Below are 15,064 nucleotides of genomic sequence, written 5' to 3' on the forward strand. Positions count from 1 at the left end.
GGTGGGCGGGTAAACATCTAAGGATAAAAAAGAGGGCGCAAACTATAGCATAGCCACCCTAGGAAGCAGCGGCCATGCCCCCTATAATGTGCGGTTCTTTGAATCACTTGATGAACACCCATGGCCAAGAAGCTTTACATCGAAACCCACGGTTGCCAGATGAATGAGTACGACAGCTCGCGCATGGTCGACCTGCTGGGTGAACATCAGGCCCTGGAAGTCACAGCGCGCGCTGAAGACGCTGATGTCATCCTGCTTAACACCTGCTCGATCCGGGAACGGGCCCAGGACCGCGTGTATTCGCAGCTGGGCCGCTGGCGCGAGTTGAAACTGGCCAATCCCGACATGGTGATTGCCGTGGGCGGTTGTGTCGCCAGCCAGGAAGGCGCGGCGATCCGTGATCGCGCGCCCTATGTCGACGTGGTTTTCGGCCCGCAGACCTTGCACCGCCTGCCTGAAATGATCGACGCCGCACGCCTCACCAAGCTGCCGCAGGTCGATGTTTCGTTCCCGGAAATAGAAAAGTTTGACCACCTGCCGGAGCCCCGCATCGACGGCCCGAGCGCCTACGTCTCGGTGATGGAAGGCTGCAGCAAGTACTGCACGTTCTGTGTGGTGCCCTACACCCGCGGCGAAGAAGTCAGCCGCCCCTTCGACGACGTGCTGGCCGAAGTCCTGCACCTGGCTGAAAACGGCGTACGTGAAGTGACCCTGCTGGGTCAGAACGTTAATGGCTATCGCGGCCTGACCGAAGGCGGCCGCCTGGCGGACCTTGCCGAACTGATTCGCGTAGTGGCGGCGATCGACGGCATCGAGCGCATTCGTTACACCACCTCGCACCCGCTGGAGTTCTCCGACAGCCTGATCCAGGCCCACGCCGAGGTGCCGGAACTGGTGAAACACCTGCACTTGCCGGTGCAGTCGGGATCGGACCGCATTCTCTCTGCGATGAAGCGCAACCATACGGCGCTGGAGTACAAGTCCAAGCTGCGCAAGTTGCGCGCTGCGGTACCGGGCATCTGCATCAGCTCAGACTTTATTGTCGGCTTCCCCGGCGAAACCGAAAAAGACTTCGAACAGACCATGAAGCTGATCGAAGACGTCGGCTTCGACTTCTCTTACTCCTTTGTCTATAGCCAGCGCCCCGGTACTCCGGCGGCTGACCTGGCTGACGAGACGCCGGAGGAGCGTAAAAAAGAGCGTCTGAACGCGCTGCAGCATCGCCTGAATCAGCAGGGTTTCGAGATCAGCCGACAGATGGTGGGTTCAACCCAGCGGATCCTGGTCACCGACTACTCGAAGAAAGACCCCGGTGAACTGCAAGGCCGAACCGAGAACAACCGTATCGTCAACTTCCGCTGCGACAACCCGCAACTGATCGGGCAATTTGCCGACGTACACATCGATGCCGCCCAGCCGCACTCGCTGCGGGGCTCGCTGCTGAATTAAGCAACCCTTCCATATTGCAGGAGCGAGCTGCTGGCTTTCAAAAGCTCGCAAGCAAGCTCGCTCCTGCAGTGAAGGTCAAACATTTAGCGAAGTCCTTTCGTACGAGGTCTGCTAGCGTTATCCTTCAACTCATCTCAATTGCCTAAGGGCGGCTAAATACGACCTTGAACGCACCCATCGAACCACATCGTTTTCTCCTTGAGCCTTTTGAGGCTCGCCGCTTCGCCAATCTGTGCGGACAATTCGACGAGCATTTGCGCTTGATCGAACAACGTCTCACGATCGAAATCCGCAATCGCGGCAATCAATTCGAATTGATCGGCGACCCCAAACTGACCTCCTCCGCAGAAAACCTGCTGCGCCGCCTGTACCGCGAAACCAAGGCTTCCGAGCTTTCGCCGGACATGGTGCATCTGTTCCTGCAAGAATCAGCAGTAGAAGACCTGGACAGCAACCCGGTGGCTGAAGCCAGCATCGCTTTGCGCACCAAAAAGGGCATGATTCGCCCTCGCGGCATCAACCAGCAGCGCTACGTCAAAGAAATCCTGGGCAACGACATCAACTTCGGCATTGGCCCGGCCGGTACCGGCAAGACCTACCTGGCCGTGGCCTGTGCCGTGGATGCTCTGGAGCGCGAGCAAATCCGCCGCATCCTGCTGGTGCGCCCGGCGGTCGAAGCGGGCGAAAAGCTCGGCTTCCTGCCCGGCGACCTGTCGCAAAAAATCGACCCGTATCTGCGCCCGTTGTATGACGCGCTGTACGAGATGCTGGGCTTTGAATATGTGGCCAAGCTTATCGAACGCCAGGTCATTGAAGTGGCGCCCCTGGCCTATATGCGCGGTCGCACGCTGAACAACAGCTTCATCATTCTCGACGAAAGCCAGAACACCACCGTCGAGCAAATGAAAATGTTCCTGACCCGTATCGGCTTCGGCTCTACCGCCGTGATCACCGGTGACATTACCCAGATTGACCTGCCAAAAGGCACCAAGTCCGGGCTCAACCATGTCATCGAAGTGCTCAAGGATGTACCGGGCATCAGTTTCACCCACTTCCAGTCCAAAGATGTCGTGCGCCATCCTCTGGTGCAGCGCATCGTAGAAGCCTACGGGCGCTATGAACAGGAAGCTGCAGACAAGCTGGCCGCACTGCCCGCTGCAAAGGATTACCGCCGCGATGCTTGAGCTTGACCTGCAACGGGCCACTGATGCGCCTGCCCCCGACGAAGCCCGGTTCCGCCAATGGTGCGAACTGGCTTTGCGCCAACGTACTGCCGACTCGGAAATGACCATTCGCCTGGTCGACGAAGCCGAAGGCCGTGAACTCAATCGCACCTGGCGCCAGAAAGACTACGCAACCAACGTTCTGTCCTTCCCGGCCGACGTGCCAGACGAATTCCTGGATATTCCGTTACTCGGTGATCTGGTGATTTGTGTTGCGGTGGTTGAGCGCGAAGCGGCAGAGCAAGGCAAGGCGCTGGACGCCCACTGGGCTCACCTGGTGATTCACGGCTGCTTGCATCTTCTGGGTTACGACCATATAGAAGATGAAGAAGCCGAAGAGATGGAAGCGCTGGAACGAACGTTGCTTGCAGAGCTGGGTCACCCTGACCCCTATGCAGACGACGAAGCTGATTAACACCCACTAAAACTACCAAGGGATACGAGTAAATCGCTATGAGCGAAGACCGATCGAGCAACGGGCAAAAGTCATGGTTAGGTAAACTGACCCAGGCCTTTGCCCATGAGCCGAAAAACCGCCAGGAGCTGCTTGAGCTGCTGCGCGAAGCACACCAGAACAAACTGCTGGACAGTGAAGCACTGGCCATCGTCGAAGGCGCCATCCAGGTGGCTGACCTGCAGGTACGGGACATCATGGTTCCGCGCTCGCAGATGATCAGCATCAAGGCGACCCAGACACCCCGCGAGTTTCTCCCGGCGATCATCGATGCGGCGCACTCGCGCTACCCGGTGATCGGCGAAAGTCACGACGACGTCCTGGGCGTCCTCCTGGCCAAAGACCTGCTGCCGCTGATCCTTCAAGAGAACGGCGACAAGTACAACATCAAGGATTTGCTGCGTCCGGCGACCTTTGTCCCTGAGTCCAAGCGCCTTAACGTACTGTTGCGCGAGTTCCGCGCCAACCATAACCACATGGCCATCGTGATTGACGAATACGGCGGTGTGGCCGGTCTGGTGACGATTGAAGACGTGCTGGAGCAAATCGTCGGCGATATCGAAGACGAGCACGATGTTGAAGAAGACAGCTATATCAAACCGCTGCCCAGCGGCGACTTCCTGATCAAGGCCCTGACCCCCATCGAGAACTTCAACGAGTTCTTCGACAGCGAATTCTCCGACGATGAATTCGATACCGTGGGCGGCCTGGTCATGAGTGCATTCGGGCACTTGCCAAAACGCAACGAAATCACTGAAATAGGTCCTTACCGCTTCCGCATCCTGAATGCTGACAGCCGCCGGATTCATTTGATTCGTCTGACGCCTATTGCCCGCTAAACCCAAACCCTAAGGATTGAAATGCGCTGGATAACACCCCCCGGCTGGCCCGGTAACTTGCTGGCCGTGGTGGCCGGCGCACTGACAACCCTGGCGTTGGCCCCCTTCGATATCTGGCCACTGGCACTGGTAGCCCTGGCCCTGTTCTATCTCGGTCTGCGCGACCTGTCGCCAAAACAGGCGCTGGGCCGTGGCTGGTGTTATGGCTTTGGCCTCTTCGGCGCCGGCACCAGCTGGATTTACTACAGCATTCACCACTTTGGTGGCGCATCCGTGCTGCTGGCGGGACTGTTGATGCTGGCCTTTACGGCGGCAATTGCCTGGTTCTTCGCCCTGCCAGCCTGGATCTGGGCACGCTGGATCCGGCGCAATGAAGCTCCACTGGCGGACACGCTGGCGTTTGCGGCGCTGTGGGTGGTCCAGGAAGCCTTTCGCGGCTGGTTCCTCACCGGTTTCCCCTGGCTCTATTCGGGTTACAGCCAACTTGACGGACCTCTGGCCGGGCTTGCCCCGCTGGGAGGCATGTGGCTGATTTCCTTCACTCTGGCACTGACCGCAGCCTTGTTGTGCAACCTGCCACGCCTGATCAAGGCCAAAAACAAAGCCTTTGTGGTTGCCGGCGCCGCGCTGCTGATCGGTCCGTGGGGCATCGGCATGGCGCTCAAGCATCACGCCTGGACCAGCCCCTCGGGTGACCCGCTAAGTGTTGCGGCGATTCAGGGCAACATCGAACAAAGCATGAAATGGGACCCGGCACAGCTTGATGCACAGCTGGCGCTGTACCGCGACATGACATTCAGCTCTAAACGGGCCGACCTGATTATCTGGCCAGAAACAGCGGTCCCGGTGCTCAAGGAGAACGCCGAAGGCTTCCTGAGCATGATGAGCCGCTTCGCTGCCGAGCGGAATTCAGCGCTGATTACCGGCGTGCCGATTCGCCAGGAAGTGCGCCATGAATCGCGCTATTTCAATGGTATCACCGCCGTTGGCGAGGGTGATGGCAGCTATCTGAAGCAGAAGCTGGTGCCGTTTGGCGAATACGTTCCGCTTCAGGACGTGCTGCGCGGGGTCATTGCGTTCTTTGATCTGCCGATGTCCGACTTTGCTCGGGGCCCGGCCGACCAGGCCATGCTGCAAGCCAAGGGCTATCAGATCGCGCCGCTGATTTGCTATGAAGTGGTGTACCCGGAATTCGTGGCCGGCCTTGCCGCCCAGAGCGATATTTTGTTGACCATCAGCAACGACACCTGGTTCGGCACCTCTATTGGCCCGCTGCAACATCTGCAGATGGCGCAAATGCGCGCGCTTGAAGCCGGGCGCTGGATGATTCGGGCAACCAACAATGGTGTCACTGCACTTATTGACCCGAACGGGCAAATCACCACACAAATTCCGCAATTCGAGCGCGGCATCATGTACGGCGAAGTGGTGCCGATGCACAACCTCACGCCTTATCTGCAATGGCGCTCATGGCCACTGATCATTTTGTGCTGCCTGCTGTTAGGCTGGGCACTGATCACCAGCCGGATTGCCAAGACGGTGTGATGCGCAAGCACAGCTAAAAGGAATATCGTGGGAGCCGGCTTGTCAGCGATGGAGTCGCCACAGCCGGCAGGGTAAATCGAATTTCCTGTACGCTGCCAAGCCAGCTCCCGCAAAAAAGCACTGTGCAGTCAGCGATACAACCAGGGGTAGGCAATCTGCCCCACCGCTTCATTAAGCAACAGCCCGGACTGCCAGAACGATTTGTACTCTGGCATCCAGCCACCCAGCGGTCTCTCGCTATCAGCGCTGAAGAAACCGACCGGGGCCGGCACTACCTCAAACCCTGCCTGTTGAAAACTCCACACCGAACGCGGCATATGCCAGGCCTGGGTGACCACCACTACCCGCCTGATGCCTTGCGCCAGAAGGATGTCGGCCGTCATCTGTGCGTTTTCCCACGTGGTCCGGCTTTGCTCTTCCTTCCAGCGTACTTGCACCCCGAAATCATCGCGCAACGAGTCCGCCATCATCTGTGCCTCACTGGGCGGTGTGCCGTAATGCAGGCCACCCGTGGTCAATACCGGCAAACCCGAAGCCTTGGCCAGCCGGGCGGCATAACGCTGGCGCTCCAGGCCCATTGCCGTGGGCTGGTCGCTGCCCCATGCAGGGTCACCCCGCTCGCGTCCGGAGCCGAGCACCACAATGGCATCCGCACGCCCGGCCAGGGTCGACCATTCGCTGGGGGCCAATGCCGGCTCACGCTCGATCGCGCGGGCGCCCCATTGCACGACCACCGGCAAACTCATCAGCCACAAACCGCCTACCCCCAATGCAAACAGCACGCCGGCCAGCCGCGGACGGGTGCTACGTAGCCACCAGGCGAGCACCAGCAACAGCAAGAGAATTCCGGGGGGTAAAAGAAGTTGTTTAACGAAATATCGAATAGGCATCGGGCATCTCCACAGATGCCCGAAGCCTAAGGGGGTTAAAGCGACGCATCAACAGGGCAGGTCAAAAACTCAAACACCTGTTACGTCATACCGAGGGTACCTGTGTCGTGACACAGTTTGCATCATGGGCCGGCCGAAACGCCGAGTGCCCCTATACTCCCTGTACCCTGTCCTTCAGCCAGATGACCTTGGCCCTGGGGCGGGTATCCCGTTCGTTCATGCTGCCTTGCGAGCGTCCATCAGCCTCACGCCCGATCCGGTTCAAATAGACGTTGATCAACTCCAACTCGGCACGACTCAAACCACGCAGTTCCAGCTCGACAGGACGTTCGTCTCGTAATCGAACTGCCGTGTTTGCTGAATCAAGAGCCACACTCAAACGATCAATCAGCCGCTCATACACCTGCGTTTTTATAGCTTTGCGTTGCGTCTCTGCCATCCGTTCACCTCATTAAGGAAATAGTTCTTCCCCTCGCAGAGTTTAGCTGCGCTTCAAAAACCAGCGTGCTGCTGCGACCAACGGAGTGATGAGGCAATCAGGGTTTCCCTCGATAGAGTGGGGTCATGTATGCTACGGGACTTCCTGTAACCCCTGCTCCAACCTGACCGGGCAACACAATAGCCGGTATAAGTTGAAGAGGATTAGGCCACCCTTTATTAGTACAAGTAGCCATGCACGAACAATATCAGCCCCGTGAAATAGAAGCCGCCGCCCAATCATTCTGGGACAACCAAAAGTCCTTCGAAGTCAGCGAAGATCTAGGCAAGGAAACCTACTACTGCCTATCGATGTTCCCGTACCCAAGCGGCAAGCTACACATGGGGCATGTGCGTAACTACACCATCGGTGACGTGATCTCCCGTTACCAGCGCATGCTTGGCAAAAACGTCCTGCAGCCCATGGGCTGGGACGCCTTCGGCATGCCTGCCGAAAACGCCGCGATGAAGAACAACGTCGCGCCGGCCAAGTGGACCTACGAAAACATTGCCTACATGAAAACCCAGCTGCGCAGTCTCGGCCTGGCTGTGGACTGGTCCCGGGAAATCACTACCTGCAAGCCCGATTACTACCGCTGGGAACAATGGCTGTTCACTCGCCTGTTCGAAAAAGGCGTGATCTATCGTAAAAACGGCACCGTGAACTGGGACCCGGTTGACCAGACCGTTCTGGCCAACGAGCAAGTGATCGACGGCCGCGGCTGGCGTTCCGGCGCGGTGATCGAGAAGCGCGAAATCCCGATGTACTACTTCAAGATCACTGCCTACGCAGATGAACTGCTTGAAGGCCTCGATGACATGCCCGGCTGGCCGGAGCAGGTCAAAACCATGCAGCGCAACTGGATTGGCAAATCCCGCGGCATGGAAGTGCAGTTCCCCTACGACGTCGACTCCATCGGCGAAGCGGGTACGCTCAAGGTTTTCACCACCCGTCCAGACACCCTGATGGGCGCGACTTACGTGGCCGTGGCTGCCGAGCACCCGCTGGCGACCCAGGCTGCACAAGGCAATCCCGAGCTGCAAGCGTTCATCGCTGAATGCAAGGGCGGCAGTGTTGCCGAAGCCGACATGGCGACCCAGGAGAAAAAGGGCCTGCCAACCCCGCTGTTCGTCAAGCACCCGCTGACCGGTGAAAAGCTCCCGGTATGGGTCGCCAACTATGTATTGATGCATTACGGCGATGGCGCAGTCATGGCTGTTCCGGCACATGACGAGCGCGATTTCGAATTCGCCACCAAGTACAACTTGCCGATCAAGCCGGTTGTTCGCACCAGCGCTGGCGACGAGACACCGGCTCCGTGGCAAGCGGCTTATAACGAACACGGCCTCCTGATCAATTCCGGCGAATTCGACGGTCTGGACTTCCAGGCTGCATTCGACGCCATGGAAGCGGCCCTGACCGCCAAAGGCCTGGGTCAATCCCGCACCCAGTTCCGCCTGCGCGACTGGGGCATCAGCCGCCAACGTTACTGGGGCTGCCCGATCCCGATCGTGCACTGCGATACCTGCGGTGACGTTCCGGTACCACAAGACCAGTTGCCTGTCGTGCTGCCGGAAGACGTCGTGCCCGATGGCGCCGGCTCGCCATTGGCGCGCATGCCTGAGTTCTACGAGTGCAGCTGCCCTAAATGCGGCGCACCGGCCAAACGCGAAACCGACACGATGGACACCTTCGTCGAGTCGTCGTGGTACTACGCCCGCTACGCCTCGCCCCACTATGAAGGCGGCCTGGTTGAAAAGTCGGCGGCTGACCACTGGCTACCGGTTGATCAGTACATTGGCGGTATCGAACACGCCATCCTGCACCTGCTTTATGCACGCTTCTTCCACAAGCTGATGCGCGACGAAGGCCTGGTGAGCTCCAACGAGCCGTTCAAGAACCTGCTGACCCAAGGCATGGTGATCGCCGACACTTACTTCCGTACGCTGGACAACGGCGGCAAGGACTTCTTCAACCCTGACGACGTTGTCATCGAACGTGACGCCAAGGCCAAGATCATCGGCGCCACGCTGAAGAGCGACGGCCTGCCGGTGGAAATCGGCGGCACGCAGAAAATGTCCAAGTCGCTGAACAACGGCGTTGACCCGCAATCCATGATCGAACAATACGGCGCCGATACCTGCCGCCTGTTCATGATGTTTGCATCGCCGCCTGACGCCAGCCTGGAGTGGTCGGATTCGGGTGTTGAAGGTTCACACCGTTTTCTCAAGCGCGTATGGCGCCTGGCTCACGCCCACGTTGGCCAGGGCCTGCCGCAAGCACTGGACATCGCTACCCTGAACGACGGGCAAAAAGTAATCCGTCGCGCTATCCACCAGGCCATCAAGCAAGCCAGCCTGGATGTCGGTCAGCATCACAAATTCAACACTGCCGTCGCCCAGGTGATGACCGTGATGAACGTGCTCGAAAAAGCACCCCAAGCCACCGAACAGGATCGCGCCTTGCTGCAGGAAGGCCTTGAGACAGTTGCATTGGTACTGGCCCCCATCACGCCGCACATCAGCCATGAGCTGTGGAACCAGCTGGGCCACGCCGGTGCAGTCATCGACGCGCCATGGCCGACGCTGGACGAAAATGCACTGGTTCAAGACACCTTGCAGCTGGTTATCCAGGTCAATGGCAAATTGCGCGGTCATATCGAGATGCCGGCCGGTGCCAGCCGTGAAGACGTTGAGGCGGCTGCCCGCACCAACGAAAACGTGCTGCGCTTTACCGAAGGCCTGACGATCCGCAAAGTGATCGTTGTGCCAGGCAAACTGGTCAATATCGTCGCCAGCTAAATTGGAACAGGCGCCCGCCCCCAGTGCGGGCGCCCAATAAAACCTTCAGGGCCGCTCAGTCGGCCTATCTGGTTTCAAGGGGAGCTACACATGATCAAACGCAATTTGCTGGTGATGGGTCTCGCTGTTCTGTTGAGTGCCTGCGGCTTCCAGCTGCGCGGTACCGGCACCAATCAGCTGACAATCACCGAGCTTGATCTCACTGCGCGTAACGCCTACGGCGATACTGTGCGCGAGCTGCGCCAGACGCTGGAAAACAGCGGCGTTAAAATCACCGCCAGCGCACCTTACAAACTGATACTGACCAACGAACAAGAATCCCAGCGTGCAGCCAGCTACGCCGGTACCGGTAACTCGGTCGAATATGAACTGACGAACGTACTTAACTACGAGATTCAGGGTAATAACAATCTGGCATTGCTCAACAACAAGCTAGAAGTGCACAAGATTTACCTGCAGGACCCGAGCAACATCACCGGCTCCGCCCAGGAAGCAGCAATGGCTCGCAAGGAAATGCGCCGCGATCTCGTGCAACAAATGGTCCTGCGTCTTGAGCAACTGACACCAGAACGCCTGGCCGATCTGCAAAAGGTCGCTGACGAGAAGGCCCGGGCCGAGGCCGCAGCCCTCGACGCTGCACGCAAGGCTCAAGAGGCAACCCCTCAACAGTCGCCACTCGAACTGCAAAACCAGTAAGGCATACGGGGCGCTCAGGCGCCCCGCTATCTATCAAGCCCCTATGAAACTCGCCCCCGCCCAACTCGCCAAACACCTGCAAGGCAGCCTTGCCCCGGTCTACATCGTCAGCGGCGATGACCCGCTGCTGTGCCAGGAAGCGGCCGATGCCATTCGCAGCGCTGCACGCCAGCAAGGTTTCGATGAGCGCCAGGTTTTCAGCGCCGACGCCAGTTTTGACTGGGGTTCGTTGTTGCAAGCGGGCGCCAGCATGTCGCTGTTTGCCGAAAAGCGTCTGCTGGAACTGCGCCTGCCTTCGGGCAAGCCCGGAGACAAAGGCGCAGCTGCCCTGATCGAATACTGCTCGCGCCCTGCCGAAGACACTTTATTGCTCGTCAGCCTGCCCAAGCTCGATGGCAGCGCACAGAAGACCAAATGGGGCAAAGCACTGATCGAGGGCCCACAAACCCAGTTCGTACAGATCTGGCCAGTGGATGCCAGTCAGTTGCCGCAATGGATTCGCCAGCGCTTGTCTCAGGCGGGCCTGTCCGCCAGCCAGGACGCAGTCGAACTGATTGCGGCACGGGTCGAAGGCAACCTGCTGGCAGCCGCGCAAGAAGTCGAAAAGCTCAAGCTGATGGCTGAAGAAGGCCAGATCACCGTCGAAACCGTACAGGCTGCAGTGGCTGACAGCGCGCGGTTTGATGTGTTTGGCCTGGTCGATGCCGTACTCAATGGAGAGGCAGCCCACGCCCTGCGCATGCTCGAAGGCCTGCGCGGCGAGGGTGTTGAGCCGCCGGTCATCTTGTGGGCACTGGCCCGCGAACTCCGGGTGCTGGCCAATATTGCGCTGCAATACAGCCAGGGCATCCCGCTGGACAAAGCCTTCAGCCAGGCCCGACCGCCCGTCTGGGACAAGCGCAAACCGTTGATGAGCAAAGCCCTGCAACGCTATTCAGCGCAACGCTGGGCACAACTGCTGATGGACGCGCAACGCATCGATGCACAAATCAAGGGGCAGGCAGGCGGGTCCGCCTGGAGCAGCCTGAGTCGATTAACACTGCTGATGTGTGGGCAACGACTGAATCTACCTGCGGAATAATCCTGCGGGAGCTGGCTTTGACGGTACTGGACAACGCAAAAAATCTGGCCGATGATTTGCGTCTGTTCAAACCAAGCGAGAGCAAATGCCATGAGCAAGCGCCCCAACAAGGCCAAATCCATCGTCGCCCAACCCTTGTTCCGCAGCCGCCAGGAACGCCCCGCCAAAGGCAAAGGCAGCTACCGCCGCGAAGCCTTCCAGTCGAGAGACCGGGAGGCTTTTTACTTTCTGGCTGCCTGACGGCGGGGATGATAAGGTCTGCATCTGTTTTGCATTACCTGGACCTGCGCATGCCCCTAAGTCATAAACGTGGTTGGCCGATGCGCCAACTGATCGCTGCTTCCAGCGTCATTCTTCTAGTCGCCTGCGCAGAAAAGCCCACCGCAGCCGATGCTCAGCCTCTGCCTGTCACACCCGCCGCTCCCGTGGCGACCCCTGGTGTGGCCATCGCCGACATGCCCGTCATTGCCCCCGCCCAAAGCTTCAGCGAGTGGCAAGCCAACTTCCGCGAGCAGGCACTCAAGGCCGGGATCCGCCCCGAGGTGTTCGATAACGCCTTTAGTGGCCTCACCCCCGACATGAGCGTGATCAAGGCCGACCGCAGCCAGCCCGAGTTCAGCCGTCCGGTGTGGGAATACCTCGATGGCGCGCTATCGCCGTTGCGCGTGCGTAATGGCCTGCGCCTGCTGGAACAAAACGCCGAACTGCTGAGCCAGATCGAGCAGCGTTATGGCGTTGATCGCCAGGCCCTGGTGTCGGTATGGGGCATGGAAAGCAACTTCGGTACGTTCCAGGGCAATAAGTCAGTGATTCGCTCACTGGCCACCCTGGCCTACGAAGGGCGCCGTCCGGAATTTGCGCAGAGCCAACTGATCGCCGAACTGAAGATCATCCAGGAAGGCGATGTAACCCCCGACAAGATGCTCGGCTCCTGGGCCGGCGCCATGGGCCAGACCCAGTTCATTCCGACCACCTATGAAACCCACGCAGTGGATTTCGATGGTGACGGCCGTCGGGATATCTGGAACAGCTCGGCGGATGCCCTGGCATCGACTGCCCACTATTTGCAGAGCTCCGGCTGGAAGCAAGGCCAGCCCTGGGGTTTTGAAGTGAGACTGCCCGCCGGTTTCGACTATGCACTGGCTGATGGCGCGATCAGAAAAAGCGTCGGCGAATGGCAGAAACTGGGCGTTTCACTGACAGGCAGCGCCACCTTGCCTGCCGGCTCCGAACCGCTGAGTGCCACCCTGCTACTGCCTGCCGGTTACCGGGGCCCGGCTTTCCTGGTGCTGGATAACTTCCGCGCCATTCTGCGCTACAACAACTCATCGTCCTATGCACTGGCCGTGGGCCTGTTGTCCGAGCGCTTCAACGGCGGCGGGGTTATTTTGGGCGAGTGGCCAAAAGATGAGCGACCGCTGAGCCGTTCCGAGCGTGTCGAGCTGCAAACCCTGCTCAGCCAGCGCAACTACGATGCCGGCAATGCCGATGGCATCATTGGTGCCAACACCCGCAAAGCAATCCGCAGCGCACAGCAAGCCCTGGGCTGGCCGGCAGACGGCTACCCGAGTCACAAGTTGCTGGAGAGTTTGCGCCAGTAGGTGCGAAGGGGTAAGGGTCAGGTTACAACTGGCTGTTCGAGCACCAACTGCTGTTGGTCCGCATCCAGCCTGACCTGAGCCCCCAGTGGCAACGTCAGGTTTGGATTGCAATGCCCGCTGCGCCAGCCAGCCAGTACCGGTATGCCCAAAGGCCCCAGCTCCTGCTGGAGCAGCCGGTGCAGCGCCACGCTATCAACCCCGGCGAAATCCCCCACCAGAACACCACGCAGCCGATTCAGCTTACCTGCCAGACGCAAGTGCGTAAGCAGGCGATCGACCCGGTACAAAGGCTCGTTGACGTCTTCGATAAACAGAATGATGCCTTCATCGTCCAGCTCAAACGCTGAACCGATGGTGGCGCAGATCATCGACAGGTTGCCGCCCAGCAAGCGGCCGCTGGCACTGCCCGGGGCCAGGGTGGTCAGGGCAAAGGCTGGCGGATGCTCCAGGACGGGCGATTGCTGCCCGCTCAACATCTGCCATAAACCGGACTCGGTCGGCTCCAGCTTGTTACCCAGCAAATCGGCGTTCAGCATTGCCCCGTGAAAGGTCACGAAGCCTGCATAACGGGTGATCGCCAGATGCAGCGCGGTGATGTCGCTGTACCCCACAAAAGGCTTGGGGTTGCGGCGCAGCAACGCAAAATCGATACCTGCCAGCAGGCGCGGGCTGCCATAGCCACCGCGCAAACAGAAAATGGCATCAACACTTTCATCCGCAAATGCATCGTGCAAATCACGCAAGCGAACAGCGTCTGAACCTGCAAGATAGCCATCCTTTTCCCACACCCCCGGCAATACCCGAAGCTGATAGCCGCGTGCGGCCATCCATTGGGTGGCGAGTTCGAGATCCAGTTCGGCGGGACCTGCCGGGGCGATCAGGGCGATCACCCCGCCAGCGGGAAGCGCGGGCACCGCGCTGTGGGCCTTGTAAGACACCTGCGCGGTGAGCCGGCTATTCATGGCGTCAGGCGCCTACCAACATGGTCTTGACCAGCTTGGCCTGTTCGTCGGCGTGGTACGACGAACGTACCAGAGGGCCCGACGCCACGTTTTTGAAGCCCATTTTGTAGCCTTCTTCGGCAAACCAGGCGAATACGTCCGGGTGCACGAAACGCTGTACCGGCAAGTGGCTGCGCGACGGTTGCAGGTACTGGCCCAGGGTCAGCATGTCGATGTCGTGTTCGCGCATGCGCTTCATCACTTCAATGACTTCTTCGTCCGTCTCGCCCAGACCCAGCATCAGGCCGGATTTGGTCGGGATGTGCGGCATCATTTGCTTGAAGCGCTGCAGCAAGGTCAGCGACCACTGATAGTCAGAACCCGGACGTGCAGCCTTGTACAGGCGCGGCACGGTTTCGAGGTTATGGTTGAACACATCAGGCGGCTCGGCAGCAGTGATTTCCAGTGCCACGTCCATCCGGCCACGGTAATCGGGCACCAGGGTCTCGAGCAGCACGTTCGGCGACAACTTGCGGATTTCGCGGATGCAGTCGGCAAAGTGCTGGGCACCGCCATCACGCAGGTCGTCACGGTCCACCGAGGTGATCACCACGTACTTCAAGCCCAGGTCAGCGATGGCAATCGCCAGGCTTTGCGGTTCATTCACGTCCAGCGGCTTCGGCCGGCCGTGGCCAACGTCGCAGAACGGGCAGCGACGGGTGCAGATGTCACCCATGATCATGAAGGTCGCGGTACCACCCGAGAAGCATTCGCCCAGGTTCGGGCAGGATGCTTCTTCGCACACGCTGTGCAGCTTGTGCTTGCGCAGCAGCGCCTTGATGCGGTCGACCTCCGGCGAGACCGGGATGCGCACGCGAATCCAGTCCGGTTTCTTCGGCAGCTCGGTGGTCGGAATGATTTTTACCGGGATACGCGCAACCTTCTCGGCACCGCGCAATTTAACGCCGGTCTCGACCTTGGAACGGGCCTCGTTCGCACGGGCCACACGTTCTGAGATATCCAGCGTAGGGATCAGGGTTTGAACAGCGTCTTGCGCAGTAGTCAT

Annotated in this window: 14 protein-coding genes; 10 read left to right on the top strand and 4 right to left on the bottom strand. The window is 59.3% G+C overall.

The genetic code is table 11. The features are described from left to right. Positions 1–120: 120 nt before the first annotated feature. From miaB to lnt, 5 genes are all read left to right on the top strand, one after another. Positions 121–1,449 carry a tRNA (N6-isopentenyl adenosine(37)-C2)-methylthiotransferase MiaB gene (gene miaB, locus JQ845_RS20280; protein ID WP_003444143.1) on the top strand — a complete coding sequence of 443 codons (1,329 nt, stop codon included), beginning with the start codon at positions 121–123 and terminating at the stop codon, positions 1,447–1,449. A gap of 164 nt (positions 1,450–1,613) precedes the next feature. Then, positions 1,614–2,633: a PhoH family protein gene (locus JQ845_RS20285; RefSeq protein WP_003444145.1), complete on the top strand. Its 1,020-nt coding sequence runs from the start codon at positions 1,614–1,616 to the stop codon at positions 2,631–2,633. After that, positions 2,626–3,087, top strand: coding sequence for an rRNA maturation RNase YbeY (gene ybeY, locus JQ845_RS20290; RefSeq protein ID WP_003444147.1), 462 nt, complete (start codon positions 2,626–2,628; stop codon positions 3,085–3,087). Before JQ845_RS20285 ends, ybeY begins: the two co-directional genes overlap by 8 nt. Before the next feature lie 38 nt (positions 3,088–3,125). Beyond that, on the top strand, positions 3,126–3,965 hold the full coding sequence (locus JQ845_RS20295; RefSeq protein ID WP_003444149.1) for an HlyC/CorC family transporter: 840 nt from the start codon (positions 3,126–3,128) through the stop codon (positions 3,963–3,965). A 21-nt stretch (positions 3,966–3,986) separates the two neighbouring features. Next, positions 3,987–5,510: an apolipoprotein N-acyltransferase gene (gene lnt, locus JQ845_RS20300; protein WP_010655478.1), complete on the top strand. Its 1,524-nt coding sequence runs from the start codon at positions 3,987–3,989 to the stop codon at positions 5,508–5,510. A 128-nt stretch (positions 5,511–5,638) separates the two neighbouring features. Here lnt and JQ845_RS20305 read toward each other — a convergent pair whose 3' ends face one another. Together JQ845_RS20305 and JQ845_RS20310 are read right to left on the bottom strand one after the other, a co-directional pair. After that, a complete protein-coding gene (locus tag JQ845_RS20305; RefSeq protein ID WP_203009400.1) occupies positions 5,639–6,400 on the bottom strand; it encodes a YdcF family protein in 762 nt (253 codons plus the stop codon). A gap of 151 nt (positions 6,401–6,551) precedes the next feature. After that, entirely contained in the window at positions 6,552–6,839 is a 288-nt protein-coding gene (locus JQ845_RS20310) for a hypothetical protein (protein WP_203009401.1), read from the bottom strand. 233 nt (positions 6,840–7,072) lie between these two features. Between JQ845_RS20310 and leuS the strand changes: the two genes are divergently transcribed. The 5 genes from leuS (at position 7,073) to JQ845_RS20335 (ending at position 13,057) form a co-directional block, all read left to right on the top strand. Then, complete coding sequence (leuS, locus tag JQ845_RS20315) at positions 7,073–9,679, top strand: leucine--tRNA ligase (RefSeq protein ID WP_003444158.1); 2,607 nt, start codon at positions 7,073–7,075, stop codon at positions 9,677–9,679. A 90-nt stretch (positions 9,680–9,769) separates the two neighbouring features. Further along, on the top strand, positions 9,770–10,375 hold the full coding sequence (locus JQ845_RS20320) for an LPS-assembly lipoprotein LptE (RefSeq protein WP_003444161.1): 606 nt from the start codon (positions 9,770–9,772) through the stop codon (positions 10,373–10,375). A gap of 43 nt (positions 10,376–10,418) precedes the next feature. Continuing rightward, a complete protein-coding gene (holA, locus tag JQ845_RS20325; RefSeq protein WP_003444164.1) occupies positions 10,419–11,456 on the top strand; it encodes a DNA polymerase III subunit delta in 1,038 nt (345 codons plus the stop codon). 90 nt (positions 11,457–11,546) lie between these two features. Further along, complete coding sequence (gene arfA / locus JQ845_RS20330; protein ID WP_003444166.1) at positions 11,547–11,696, top strand: alternative ribosome rescue factor ArfA; 150 nt, start codon at positions 11,547–11,549, stop codon at positions 11,694–11,696. Positions 11,697–11,746: 50 nt separating this feature from the next. Next, positions 11,747–13,057, top strand: coding sequence for a lytic murein transglycosylase (locus JQ845_RS20335; protein WP_203009402.1), 1,311 nt, complete (start codon positions 11,747–11,749; stop codon positions 13,055–13,057). A 17-nt stretch (positions 13,058–13,074) separates the two neighbouring features. Here JQ845_RS20335 and JQ845_RS20340 read toward each other — a convergent pair whose 3' ends face one another. Both JQ845_RS20340 and lipA read right to left on the bottom strand, forming a co-directional pair. After that, complete coding sequence (locus JQ845_RS20340) at positions 13,075–14,019, bottom strand: S66 peptidase family protein (RefSeq protein ID WP_010655475.1); 945 nt, start codon at positions 14,017–14,019, stop codon at positions 13,075–13,077. A gap of 4 nt (positions 14,020–14,023) precedes the next feature. Then, positions 14,024–15,064, bottom strand: a complete 1,041-nt coding sequence (gene lipA, locus JQ845_RS20345; RefSeq protein ID WP_060696818.1) for a lipoyl synthase — start codon at positions 15,062–15,064, stop codon at positions 14,024–14,026.

Origin of the sequence: Pseudomonas paraversuta, assembly GCF_904063065.1 — a bacterium.
Classification (GTDB): domain Bacteria; phylum Pseudomonadota; class Gammaproteobacteria; order Pseudomonadales; family Pseudomonadaceae; genus Aquipseudomonas; species Aquipseudomonas paraversuta.